We start from the raw sequence: 12487 nt of genomic DNA on the forward strand, positions 1-12487 counted from the left end.
CCTATTCCGCCGCCTCAAGCGGCAGATGGCTGGCCATATCGCCGATCATGTCTTCCGCAGGGGATTGGAACAGGCCGTGCGGCCGCTGCAATGCGGCAACCGCCGCTTCATAGCCGCCGGCGACGATGTCATCGAAGCGCTTCCAATCGCGCATATCCATGTCGCCCATTTCTGGCGCGATCAGCAGATCCGCGCCAGAACGACCTTCCCAAGGGTCCACTGCAAGCGTGGCTGAACGCATCAGCAGTGACGCAATCGGCGGCGGCGATTGAAAGCCGTGTGCCGCGACCCAGCCGAAGAAGCCGGGCGGATCGCGGAAATCTTCCGGGTCGATACCGTCGCGGCGCGCCACATCAACACCAATGATCGGCCCGCGATGCAAATCGCGCAAGACGTCGACCGGGAAATTCTTCAACACCGCGCCGTCAACCAGCAGACCTTTGTCGCCATCGAGCACCGGCGGCAAAATGCCAGGCAGCGAAATCGAAGCGCGCAATGCTTTACGCAACAGCCCGCCGCGATGGATGCGCACGTCACCCGCGACAAGATCGGTGGACACGGCAAAGAACGGGATGCCCAGATCTTCGATCAACGCTTCGCCGAAATGCTCGCGCAGCCGATCTTCGACGCGCCGTCCGCGCACGAGGCCGACAACGGGCAGCATGTAATCGCCCAGCGGATTGCTTTCGACGAAGGCCTTGCGGATGCGCAGCTCGATCTCGTCATTGTCCCAGCCCATCGCCACACACGCTGCGATGATCGCGCCCATGGAGGTGCCGCCGACAACGTCGAACGGAAGCCCAGCTTCGCGCAACGCGCGCACCACGCCGATATGCGCATAAGCGCGTGCGCCGCCGCCGCTTAGCACAAGCCCGATCGAGCGTCGCGCAATGATCCGCGCCAAGCGCGCGGCGTCTTCGTCTTCAAGCCCACGCCAATGGAAAAGGCGCGACGCTTCGCACGCATTGCGCCATTCGTTCGTGGTCGCCGCGACCCGATCCATGCCGTGATGCAGCAAGATCACGTCGATCAGGCGGAATTGGCGCGCAGGAGAGGGGTCTTCCGGCGGCAGCAGCGGAATCGAAGGCCGCGCATCGGCGCGCGCGAAAAACCAGATACGATCCGCTTGGCGCAAACAGGTGCGGAACCAAGGCGTGTCCGCGATCGGCGTCAGCAAAAATACAGCGTCATTCTTGCGTTCGAGCGTATCGAACCACGCGCTGTTCATGCCTTCGCCGCTGAAGGCGCGGAAATCATCTTCCGTCACGATCGCCGCGCGCGCGCCCAAACGCTTCAATGCATCCTGCAAAGTTTTCGCGCGCAGTTTCAGATCGATCGTCGGTGAAGTCGAGACGAACGCATAAACCTTGGACTCGGCGCGCGGGTTGCTGCGATTGGTGGCGCGCGCCCGCGTCAGCATGATCTTCGCCATCCGCTCCATCATGGCGGGGTGGGCGTGCACCAGAAGATCGAACGCCGCGGGCGGCAGGCGCAGAATTTCGCTGTCGCGCATGGCGAACACGGAGCCCGAATGCGGCTCCTGGGCGATCATCGCCATTTCGCCGATCGGCTCGCCGTGGCGGATGTACCCGAGCAGGTTGTAGCCGCCCTTGTCGGTGGGCTTGAACGCCGCCAGCGACCCCGAAACCAGGAAATAGACCCCCTCGGGCGGCTCCCCGGCATTGATCAGCGCCCAGCCGGATGGGATCGAAAACCAGTCCGAAACGGCGTCCATTGCCGCCAGCACATCGGCTGGGGCGTCGGCCAGGAACGGGATTTCGGACAGTGAGGGCTTCATTTGGGGCCTTTGAACCCAGGATAGGCCTCGATTGTTAAGGCGCAATGAGAGCGGCTGTTAGGGGCGCGGCCGGCGGCGGTTTCCCCGCCCGGCCGGCATTGCTAAGACCGCGCCATGACCGTCTATCTCGCCCACGCCCCGGCCGACCGCGACGCTGCGGAGGCGCTTGAGAAGGTCATCGAGCGGCGCGGCCAGTTTGTCGAACTGGACGACGGCCAGGTCGCCATGCGCCCGATCCAGGCGAGCGACGTGTTTGTGCTTCTGGTGTCGCAAGCGCTTCTCTTCGCCACGGCCCGCCTTCGCCTCGAACAACGCGCGCTCGACGCCTGGGCCGACGGCCGCCTTATTCTGGTGAAGCTCGATCACGGCATCGCGCCTGTCGGCCTGCGCGATCTGCCGGCGATCGATGCGAGCTTCGAAGCGCAACGCGAATTCAAATGGAACGAAGTCGCCGACGCCATCCGCGAGAAAATTCGCGCCTCGCTGCCCGCGCCGCCCGCGAGCGAAGGCGGCGTCGCCGGCCGCGTCCGATCAAAACTACGCACCGACGATGATGATGAGGGCCGTCCCAATTGGTGGTTGCGGCTTGTGTTGCTCATTCCGGGCCTTTGGGCGCTCGCGGTCAGTGGCGCGATCTGGCTCACCAACCGCATCGGCCCAACGCCTGGCGGCTTGACCGAACTGCGCCAAGGCATCGACGGCTATGGCATGCGCAACGGCCTGCCCGGCGGCGTCACCGAATGGGTATTCGTCGGCGCCAATCTGCTGATGCTCGCCGTGATCGTCACCAGCATCGCGAAACTGGTGCGCAGCCCTCTAACGCGCGGCGAAGCGCCAATATCGGACGCGGAGCAATCGCCCGCGAGCGCACCGCCGCCAAAGCAAACCGACACCGTCTTCGTCTCGTACGCGCGCGCCAATCAGGACGATGTGCTGCCCGTCATCGACGGCGCTACCAAAGCCGGGCGCAAATTCTGGGTCGATCAGCAGGGCGGCGTCAGTGCCGGCGACGGTTGGGCCGGCGAGATCGTGCGCGCCATTCGCAGCGCCGGCGGCGTGGTCGTGATGTGCTCAAAAGCCGCTTTTGAGAGCGATCATGTGAAGCGCGAGATTTATCTGGCAGATCGCTATTCGAAGAAACTTGTACCCGTCTTCATCGAACAGGCCGAACCGCCCGAGGATTTCGAATATTTCTTTGCCGGCGTGCAGGCGCTCAAATTGTTTGAAACACCCGAAGCCGAGCGCCCTGCGGCGTTCATGCGCGTGCTAGGATAAATCCATGTCGACCGATCCCGCCCCAGTTCTTCTCGATGTCTCGCGCAACGGCGTCGCCGTCGTCACATTGAACCGACCCGAAAAGCGCAACGCGTTTGACGAATTGCTGATCGCGGGCCTCGCCGACACGTTCGAAACATTGAAGGGCGCCGATCACGTCCGCATCGTGTTCTTGCGCGGGGCAGGGCAAAGCTTCTGCGCCGGCGCCGATCTCGAATGGATGCGCCGCGCCGCAGAGCTCACGGAACTCGGCAATGAAACCGACGCACTATTGCTCGCGCGCATGCTGCACAGCCTGCACGATCTGCCACAGCTCACGGTAGCCCTCGTGCATGGTGCAGCGATGGGCGGGGGCGCGGGGCTCGTTGCGGCGTGCGATGTCGCGGTGGCGATCAAGACCACCAAATTCGCCTTCAGCGAAGTGAAGCTCGGCCTCATCCCGGCCACCATTTCCCCTTACGTTGTCGAAGCGATCGGGCCGCGCTGGTCCAAAGCGCTGTTCGCGACCGCGGAAACCTTCGACGCCGCCTTCGCCGAGAAGATCGGCCTGGTGCAATACGCCGTCGAAGATGCAGCGGGCTTGGACGCGATGATGGCGCATTTGACCAATCTTTCGCTCGCGGCGGCGCCCGGCGCCGTCAACGACGCGAAAGCGCTGGTGCGCTATGTCGCCGGCCATAAGATTGACGACAGCCTCGCCAAAGAGACCGCCCGGCGCATCGCTGCGCGCCGCTCCTCGGCCGAGGGCAAGGAGGGCCTCGCGGCGTTCCTGGAGAAGCGCAAGCCGGAGTGGAATTCGTGAAGCTGAAGCGCGGCGCGAGCCGGTTCTGGGCCTTCCTGCACCGCGTAAAGCTGGTGCGCGGGCGCATGCCGTTCTGGCGCGTCGTCGTGGAAGCGAAGCTCGACCGCTCCATGCGCAAATGGCCGCGCAAATTCGATACGGCCGTCACCGCCGTCTTCGTCTGGGCCTATACGATCGAGGAGGCGGAAGGCTTGGCCGCCCTCGCGCTGCAGGAGGAAGGCCTGCAAGCGATCACCGCCGACGCTAAGAAATGCCCGCCGTGCGCGGCGCCCAAGCGGGCGCCGGCGGCCGTGGCGCGCACCGATCTCCGCTTCCTGCCGCGCCTTGAAGGCGAAACCGGCGCAGAAGGCCCCTCCCGGCGCGACGCGCGGGCTTGATCGGCCCACGCGAGCGTCCGAGAGTTTGACTCATGAGCGGGGAACTTGAAGCGGCTGGCGCCTTAGCGACGGCGGGATTGGCGGCGGGCGCGATCGAGGGGCGTGAGTCCCACGGTGGCGCCCATGACGGCAAATGCCTGAATTGCGGCGCGGCGATCACCGGGCCGTACTGCGCCCAATGCGGTCAGGCCTCGCACCCGCACCGCAGCCTCGTGCACGTCTTCGAAGAATTTCTGCACGGCATCCTGCACTTCGATACGAAGGCATGGCGCACGCTGCCGATGGTGATCTTCCGCCCCGGCACGCTCACCCGCAATTACGTGCACGGCAAACGCGCGCGCTACATCTCGCCGCTCGCGCTCTTCCTGTTCACGATTTTCTTCATGTTCTTCGTGTTCGCGTTCATGCCGCACAACGAAGAAGACTACGCCGCTGCGCCGCAAAGCGTAGCGACGGTGGAAGAGCTCGCGACCGCGCGTGAAAATCTCGCCGAAGCGCGCGCAGGTCTTGCGGAATTGCGCGCTAGCGGATCAGAAGCGGGCGGCATCGAACTCGGCGTCACAGAGAACGTCGTCTCGGCGCTCGAGGCTGAGGTGCGACGCCTTGAGCGCGCGCTCGCAGAGGAGACGCCTGCGGCGACCACGCCCGAAGCGCCGCCCACCGCAGAAAGTGCGCCAGCCGCCGAACCATCGCCCGCGCCAGCGTCGGGCCCGCAAATCAGCGTCAGCCCCGAAGCGCCGCCAGAGGTTACGGAGCCCGTCGAAGTCCGCGTCGACGGCGAGCCCGTGACGCTCGATGCCAACGGCACGTGGCAAGATCGCGCCCGCGACATCGCGCAAAGCGACAATTTCGTCGTTGTCGACGGCTGGGACAGCTTCAACGAAAAGATCCGCCGCAAATTCGAGAACCCGGATCTCGCGCTCTATAAAATCCAGCAAGCTGCCTACAAATTTTCGTTCCTGCTGGCGCCGCTCTCCTTGCCCTTTATTGCCTTGCTCTTCCTGTGGAAGCGCGGGCTGACGCTATACGATCACGTCGTCTATGCGCTCTACGCGCTCTCGTTCGCGTCGTTACTCTTTGTCGGCGTCGTGCTCTCGACGCAGCATCCTTGGACGAGTTGGCTGCCAGGTTGGCTCATCATGGTGGGCTTACCCGTACACACCTTCTTCCATTTGAAGGGCGCTTACGCACTCGGCTGGTGGTCCGCACTTTGGCGTACCTTCTTCATGCTGATCTTCGCCACCATCATCGCGACGATCTTCCTGATCCTCATCATCGTACTTGGCTTGGCGAACTGACGTGGAAAAGTATCTCGCCGATCCCGTTATTCTCGAATTGCTCGGCTCAGCGGCGGTGATTCTGCTGATGGTGGGCGTAGCCGCCTTGCTCGGCTTTCGCATCGCCGCGCGCCTGGACGAAGACGAGTTGAGGCGCCTCGCCAACGCGGAAGGGGCGTGGGTGCAGGATTTGGTCATCGCCCCCAACAAACGCCGCGCGCTCGCCAAGCTGACGGACGGCAAGCTCATGGTCGTCCGCGTCATGGGGCTCGACACCAGCATCCGCATCGTCGCCCCCAGCGCTGTGCGCTTGCGGCTGCGCCCCGACAAGCTGGACCTGACATTTGCCGATATCGGCTATCCGCCCTTACATATGCGTCTCGAAGATCAGCCCGCCTGGCTCGCGGAGCTGGCGTCCGGAGGAACCTGAAGTGCCCGAAGCGCCTATCGATCCTTCATTGATCATCACCTTCGCGGTGCCCGCGTTCGTGCTGCTGATCCTGATCGAAATGGTCGTCGTCAAGATCACGAAGAAGGGCCGCTATGACGCTGCTGATTCCGCGACCAGCTTAATGATGGGCTTTGGCAACCGCGTGTTTGGCATCCTGTTCGGCGGCTTCGTCGTCCTGGCGTATTTCGGGGTCTATCAATTCCGGCTGTTCGATCTCGGCTGGACCGTGCCGGTCCTCGTCGCCTGCTTCTTCGCCGAAGACCTCGCCTATTATTGGTTTCACCGCATCGCGCACGAGCGCCGCTTCTTCTGGGCGAGCCATGTCGTCCATCACAGTTCGCAGCACTACAATCTCACCACGGCGCTACGCCAAAGCTGGACCGGCACGCTGGGCTTCTGCTTCATCTTCCATCTGCCCCTGCCGTTGATCGGTTTTCCGCCGCTCATGGTGCTGATGTTCTCCGGCTTCAGCTTGGTCTACCAATTCTGGATTCACACCGAGACGATCGGCCGGATGGGGCCGCTCGAGTGGGTGTTGAACACGCCCTCGCATCATCGCGTCCATCACGCGACCAATCCGAAATATCTCGATGCGAATTACGCCGGCGTGCTGATCATCTGGGATCGCCTGTTCGGCACCTTCATCCCAGAAGACGACAAAGAGAAGATCCATTACGGCATCGTCAGCCAGCTCGGCACCTTCAATCCGTTCCGCGTCGCCTTCCACGAATGGGGCGGCATGTTCCGCGATGTGAAGAATGCGAAGAGCTTCCGCGAAGTGCTCGGCTACACATTCGGGCCGCCCGGCTGGAGCCCCGACGGCTCTCGCAAAACCAGCGCGTCGATCAAACAAGCTTGGGCTGAGCGTCAGCAGCAACAAACGTCGGCGATCGCGGCTGAATAATGTACGTCCCGGCGCATTTCGCCACCGCGGACGCGGATGCGCTGATCCAACGCCTCGCGCGCCGGTGGGCCGGCGTGCTGGTCAGCGTCGATGCGGACGCCACGCCCATCGCCACGCATCTGCCCGTGCTGTGGAATGCCGAGACGCGCACGATCTCTGGCCACATCGCCCGCGCCAATCCGCATTGGAAGCTGGGCGAGGGGCGTGGCCTGCTCGTGCTCAACGGCCCCGAAGCCTACGTCTCGCCAAGCTATTATCCATCCAAAGCCGAGCACGGCAAAACCGTGCCGACCTGGAATTACGAGGCCGTGCACTTAAGCGGCCGCGTCGAATGGTTCGACGATGCGGCGCGCTTGTTGCAGGTCGTCAGCGATCTCTCCGATTTCCACGAACGCGCGCGCGCCGAACCCTGGGCCGTCGGCGACGCGCCACGCGCCTACATCGACGCACTCATGCGCGGCATCGTCGGCGTGACGCTCCACGTCGACCGCATCGAAGCCAAACGCAAACTCTCACAAAACAAGAGCGCCGCCGATTTCATCGGCGTCGCTGAAGGTCTCGCGGTAAGCGCTGATACGCTAGAGCGCGAAGTCGGCGAACTGATGCACGCTGAGCGTGCGCTTAACGATGAGCCTGATGGAAACTGATCACAACCCGAGCCAAGATACAGGTGTGCGCATCACTTTCTGGCTGTCGCTATATGGAACGCTCTTGGGCGCGCTGCTTTTGTTGGCTTGCGCGGGTGTTTTGCTTTTCGGGCTATCTCACACCTTGCCATGGACTATTGGTGCGCCAGGAATTCTGTTGCTGGGAACCGGGCGTGCCGCTGACCATTTATTGAACACCAAGCTTTGCGATATCTGCGATGAGCCCATGTTGTGGGGCCAACAGAGACGCAAGAGTGTGAACCTTGGAGATGTGCTTGGTTTGCCGCTCGTGAAAGCTGTTCATCGGGGCGCCATGACAGGACTTTTGAAATGCCTGTCCTGCGGAGATGAAGATGGCCGTCGCGGCGAAACGATCCATTTCGCACAATGACTCTCCACATCGTAAAACTCTGCGTCGGCGCCGATAGCGTCGAGGATCTCGCCGAATGGCAGATCGGCCAGATCAAGCGCGCCAAGAAAGAGAAGCGCAAAATTACCGCGCCCGTCTGCGGCACGCGCATGTGGCCGAAGCGCGTGCAAGACGTGCTCGCCGGGGGCTCACTCTATTGGGTGATCAAAGGCGTTGTCGCCGTGCGCCAGCGCATCATCGCCATCGATGACGTCACCGACGATCACGGCCAACGCTGCGGCCTCTATCTCGACGCGCACCTGCAGCGCACCGTGCCGCAACCGCGCCGCGCCTTCCAAGGCTGGCGCTATCTCGACCCCAAAGACGCCCCCGCCGATCTCGGCGAAGCCCAAGGCGGCGCCGATCTACCCGAGCATCTGCGCCGGCAATTGGTGGAGCTGGGGGCTTGGTGATCAGCGCCACCTCTACCCCGCGAGGGGGAGAGGTCGTCCGAACTTGTTCGAACGGGTGAGGGGCGTGGTTCAGAACAAAGCGCGGCGTCAACGACCACGCGCAACCGGACGGACGCCCCCTCATCCGATCGCTTCGCGACCACCTTCTCCCCCTCGCGGGGGAGAAGGGACTACCCGAGAATTTTCTTCACGCCCGCGCAAAACGCCGTCACGTCCGCGACATCGTGATAAAGCCCAAAACCAATGCGAAGCACATCATCGCGCGCATCCGTGATGATGTTCGCCGCCATCAGCTTCGCTTTCCATTCCGTGGCGTTCGGATGACGCAAGCACAGGAAACGTGCCTGATACCCGCTCGCATTCGGCCGCAACAATTCCGCCTTACGCAACACACCTGCTTCGCCCGAGCCAATCGCTTCTTCCATCATCGTGCGGAGTGTGCCTAAGCGCGTGGCGATCTTCGTCGTGTCGATATCTTCGTCGAACAACATCTCCTGCACGGCGTTAAAGCGATAGAGCCCCGTCGGGTCGTACGTCGCGCCCAAGAAGCGCCCGCCGTCCGTCGTGTATCCAATCTCGCCTTGCTTGGCTTCGATCGCGCCGAAATCCGCGAACCACCCGGTATAAGCAGGGCGGGGCGCAAAGCCGTGCGGCGCGTGCAGGAAGCCTGCGCCTTCGCCAGCGATCGCGTATTTGTAGCCGCCGCCCAGCAGAAACACGCGATCGGCGACGCGCGAGAAATCGCACGGCAACGCCATGAACGAATGATAGAGATCAAGCACGACCCAAGTCTCGCCCGGCGTCGCAAAGCTGGCGATCTCTTCGATCCCATCGAAGCGCAACCCGCTCTTGAACATCACGTGCGAGAGAAAAGCGATATCCGGCGCCTTCTCGCGCATCGCCGCGACGTAGCGCTCCGTGAACGTCTCATACGGCTCGCACGGCACCACACGCAGCGTAACGCGGCCTTCTTCTTCCCATCGCGCGCTTTGGCGGCGGAACGAGTGAAACTCACCGTCCGTCGTTAGCACATCGAGCACGCCCGGCTTTCGCGCCGAGAAAATCCGCTCGATGAATTCGTGCGTGTTTGGCGCAAACGCAATCGTGCGCGGATCGGGGAGCTTCAGCTCCATCGCGATGTTCGCCTGCGCGCGCGGCATCACTTCGCCGAACACCTTGTCCCACTTCTTGTCGGCCAAGCTCGCCGCATCCTCCCACGCCGCCAAATGCCCCGCATACGAAGCATCCGGCCACAAATGATGCGAGTGCGCCGCAAAGTGCAAACGCTCGGGCGCCGCCGCCAGCGCGCGCGAGAAGAGGTGCTTGTAGCTCTTCATAGCTTCGTCCGCAGCGACCAGATCTCCGGAAACGCGCGCCGCGTCAGCGTCTGCTGCAGATAGCTCACGCCATCGGTGCCGCCTGTACCGCGCTTGCGGCCAATGATGCGCTCCACCGTGACCACATGCTTGTGACGCCACACCAGCAGCGCATCGTCCAGATCAATCAGCTTCTCCGCCAACTGATAGAACGGCCAATATGTCTCGACGTCGCGATACACGGTGAGCCACGCCGCCTCGACAGCTTCGCTTTCAACATAAGGCGTACCCTCCGGCCGCTCATATGCGCCCTTCGGAATATCGAACCCCGCCTTGGCCAGCTGCGCCAACACATCATCATACAAACTCGGCGCGGCGAACGCGTCTTCCATCGCGCGGCGCTCGTCGCTGCCTTCGGGTTGGAATTTCAAGAAACTCGGGTCGCGCATGCCCAAGCGATATTCGAGCGTGCGGAATTGCGCCGACTGAAACCCCGAACTCGTCCCAAGTGCTGCGCGAAAATTCAGATAGTCCGCCGGCGTCATCGTGGAGAGAATGTCCCAGGTCTGCGTCATCACCGCTTGGATGCGCGAGACGCGCGCGAGATTTTTGTACGCGGGCACAAGATTGCCATCGCGGATTTCATGTTGCGCCGCCGCAATCTCGTGCAGCGTCTGCTTCATCCACAATTCCATCGTCTGATGGAGAATGACAAACAAGAGCTCGTCATGTTCCCCGGTCAGCGGCCGCTGGGCGCCCAGCAATTCTTTCAGGCCAAGATATTGGCCATACGTGATATCCTGGCTCATGGCCGGCGTTCCTCCATTGAATCACGAACTTAGCTCATCTGACGAACCGCGGCACCGCTTGCCTCAGCGTGCGCGGCGCAAATTTCCGGTTTGGCGAGCGTTAACGACCTGCTAGGGAAGCGCCCATCGAGGGCAGAAGCCAAGGAGGGTAGGCCTATGGCCGCTGTGGGACGCACACTTCTAATCATTCTCGTTGTCGTGTTGGGGATTGGCGCCGCTGCGTATTTCCTCGGCCCGAAGACGGCGAGCCGCACTGAGACTCTGCAAATCGATCGCCCGGCGCCGACCGTTCTCGCGCGCTTGGCCTCCACGCCGGTTGGCGCGACTGTGACCGAAGGCGTCACCATCGCGGAAGCCGCCAGCGTTGAAGGCGATGTCGTCACAGCACCTGTGACGTTCGCGGACGGCGCAACGGGCCGCGTTGTTTACACGGTGACGCCGGAAGGCGAGGGCTCCACGGTGCAAGTGCGCCTTGAGCAAGACCTGGGCGCCAATCCGCTCAACCGCTTTGACGCGATCACCGGCGGCGACGTTGCGCCGCTCATCGCCACCGCCGCGACCGCGGTTGAAACCGATCTCAACGCCTTGCCGACGGCCAGCTTCGTGGGGCTCGCCTACAACGTCGTGACCGTTGAAGCGCGTCCGTTCTTCTACATCCAGAACTGCGCCCCCGCCGATGCGGAAGCGGTTGAAGATGTGGTCGCGCAAAGCCTGCTCGCGCTCCGCCCGATCATGCAGCGTCAAAACCTGCAAGTCGCTGGCGAGCCGATCGCGGTCGAGCCGCGCGTGGAAGCCAATCAATATTGCTATCAGATCGGCTATCCGTACACGGGCCGTCCGCCGCGCGTGCTCGCAGTTGGCACGGCAGGCCAAACGCCGGCCGGCCAAGCGCTGCGCATCGTCTATACCGGCACGGAAGATGACGTGCTCGCGCAAGTCTATAATCCGATGGACGCGCTGCTCGCAGCCGCGCACCTCGATGATCCGACGACGACGGACGACGATTGGACGACGTTTGAAGTCTATCACGACGACCCGACGCAGGCTGGCGGCTCGCGCAATCGCGAAATCTATTACGTCGTGCAGGGCGACATTTCCGCCCTGACCCGTATCGCGCCGCCAAGCGAACCGGCCGCCGTACCGGCCGAAGCGCCAACCGCTGCGCCTGCCGCGACCGAACCAGGCGCCACGCCCGCACCGGCCGCACCAGCTGAAACGCCCGCGCCGGCGCCAACCACGCCGTAACAGCGTTGTAAAACGCAAAACGGAAAGGCCGCGACTTGCGTCGCGGCCTTTTTGTTTGCGTCGAAGCCAACTCATCGATTTCCGCTCTTGGCCCGTAGCAGCCTTTCACTAGAGGCTATCGAGCCCAGCCTCACGATCCGCCGTTCCCGACCACGACTTCAATCGCACGCGTCCGGGAGAGTACGGGCTCGTCAGTTCCTCTTCGAGGTTCAGGATCGCGAAGGTCCAACCACGCCGAATGGCCGTCGTGCTCACCGCCAACGTCTTGCATGCTAACGACGCGGTCACTCATGATCGCGCGACAAAGCTCGACCGTTTCCGCGATCCCGGCCTCGTCTGCTCCGAAATGGGTGTGGCTTGGGCCGAAACCGATGCTCGGTGTGGCCGCTTCATCGACCCAAACCTCTATGAACCTAGCGGCGTCATTCGACGGGGATGGAAAGTGCACGCTGAGTGACAGGCCGTCCGCTTCGCCTGAACGTATCATCCGCGCTCTTGCTCGGGCGCCGGGAAATGCCGCGAAAATAGCCGAAGCGAGGCGCTTGGAGAAAGCACCAAGCGCGGCTTCGTCCATGGCGAGACTCTCGTGTACCAAACCAATTCTCCGCTCGCTTCATATACACCTAAATGTCGTCTTTCGGCGTGCGCCGTGCAAAGGCGGCGCTTTCCAGTGGGTGCAAGCCCCACCCGGCAGATGCTCCAGCCGGAAGCGATCGGAGCAGACAGGGAGGTAACGAACTGGCTGAAGCCTTCGATAATCGTGT

General features: G+C 62.8%; 14 protein-coding genes. 10 read left to right on the plus strand and 4 right to left on the minus strand.

The genetic code is table 11. The features are described 5' to 3' along the window. Position 1 precedes the first annotated feature (1 nt). Positions 2-1798, minus strand: a complete 1797-nt coding sequence (locus tag EPJ54_RS19390; RefSeq protein WP_135213418.1) for a patatin-like phospholipase family protein — start codon at positions 1796-1798, stop codon at positions 2-4. A gap of 114 nt (positions 1799-1912) precedes the next feature. Between EPJ54_RS19390 and EPJ54_RS19395 the strand changes: the two genes are divergently transcribed. From EPJ54_RS19395 to EPJ54_RS19435, 9 genes are read left to right on the plus strand one after another with little or no spacing between them, the layout of a single operon-like run. Next, entirely contained in the window at positions 1913-3073 is a 1161-nt protein-coding gene (locus EPJ54_RS19395) for a toll/interleukin-1 receptor domain-containing protein (protein WP_135213419.1), read from the plus strand. 4 nt (positions 3074-3077) lie between these two features. Further along, positions 3078-3875 carry an enoyl-CoA hydratase-related protein gene (locus EPJ54_RS19400; RefSeq protein WP_135213420.1) on the plus strand — a complete coding sequence of 266 codons (798 nt, stop codon included), beginning with the start codon at positions 3078-3080 and terminating at the stop codon, positions 3873-3875. Further along, positions 3872-4252: a hypothetical protein gene (locus EPJ54_RS19405; RefSeq protein WP_135213421.1), complete on the plus strand. Its 381-nt coding sequence runs from the start codon at positions 3872-3874 to the stop codon at positions 4250-4252. Before EPJ54_RS19400 ends, EPJ54_RS19405 begins: the two co-directional genes overlap by 4 nt. A 32-nt stretch (positions 4253-4284) precedes the next feature. Next, positions 4285-5550 (plus strand): DUF3667 domain-containing protein, encoded by a 1266-nt coding sequence (locus EPJ54_RS19410; protein ID WP_135213422.1) that lies wholly within the window; start codon positions 4285-4287, stop codon positions 5548-5550. Between the two features lies 1 nt (position 5551). Continuing rightward, a complete protein-coding gene (locus EPJ54_RS19415) occupies positions 5552-5959 on the plus strand; it encodes a hypothetical protein (RefSeq protein ID WP_135213423.1) in 408 nt (135 codons plus the stop codon). Between the two features lies 1 nt (position 5960). Then, entirely contained in the window at positions 5961-6884 is a 924-nt protein-coding gene (locus EPJ54_RS19420) for a sterol desaturase family protein (RefSeq protein ID WP_135213424.1), read from the plus strand. Beyond that, positions 6884-7531 (plus strand): FMN-binding negative transcriptional regulator, encoded by a 648-nt coding sequence (locus EPJ54_RS19425; RefSeq protein WP_135213425.1) that lies wholly within the window; start codon positions 6884-6886, stop codon positions 7529-7531. The genes EPJ54_RS19420 and EPJ54_RS19425 overlap by 1 nt, the downstream gene beginning before the upstream one ends. Then, the gene (locus EPJ54_RS19430; RefSeq protein WP_135213426.1) at positions 7512-7922 is read left to right on the plus strand and encodes a hypothetical protein; all 411 of its coding nucleotides are present in this window, start codon (positions 7512-7514) and stop codon (positions 7920-7922) included. Before EPJ54_RS19425 ends, EPJ54_RS19430 begins: the two co-directional genes overlap by 20 nt. After that, entirely contained in the window at positions 7919-8353 is a 435-nt protein-coding gene (locus tag EPJ54_RS19435; RefSeq protein WP_135213427.1) for a DUF1489 family protein, read from the plus strand. The genes EPJ54_RS19430 and EPJ54_RS19435 overlap by 4 nt, the downstream gene beginning before the upstream one ends. 170 nt (positions 8354-8523) lie before the next feature. Here the strand turns inward: EPJ54_RS19435 and EPJ54_RS19440 are convergent, their stop codons facing one another. Then, a complete protein-coding gene (locus tag EPJ54_RS19440; protein ID WP_167755858.1) occupies positions 8524-9690 on the minus strand; it encodes an aminotransferase class V-fold PLP-dependent enzyme in 1167 nt (388 codons plus the stop codon). Then, positions 9687-10478, minus strand: coding sequence for a tryptophan 2,3-dioxygenase (locus EPJ54_RS19445; protein WP_135213428.1), 792 nt, complete (start codon positions 10476-10478; stop codon positions 9687-9689). Before EPJ54_RS19445 ends, EPJ54_RS19440 begins: the two co-directional genes overlap by 4 nt. A gap of 156 nt (positions 10479-10634) precedes the next feature. Here EPJ54_RS19445 and EPJ54_RS19450 point away from each other — a divergent pair, with 156 nt between their 5' ends. Beyond that, positions 10635-11723, plus strand: coding sequence for a GyrI-like domain-containing protein (locus EPJ54_RS19450; RefSeq protein ID WP_135213429.1), 1089 nt, complete (start codon positions 10635-10637; stop codon positions 11721-11723). Between the two features lie 130 nt (positions 11724-11853). Here the strand turns inward: EPJ54_RS19450 and EPJ54_RS19455 are convergent, their stop codons facing one another. After that, on the minus strand, positions 11854-12297 hold the full coding sequence (locus EPJ54_RS19455) for a hypothetical protein (protein WP_135213430.1): 444 nt from the start codon (positions 12295-12297) through the stop codon (positions 11854-11856). Between the last annotated feature and the right edge of the window lie 190 nt (positions 12298-12487).

It is taken from the genome of Vitreimonas flagellata (genome assembly GCF_004634425.1).
Taxonomy (GTDB): domain Bacteria; phylum Pseudomonadota; class Alphaproteobacteria; order Caulobacterales; family Aquidulcibacteraceae; genus Vitreimonas; species Vitreimonas flagellata.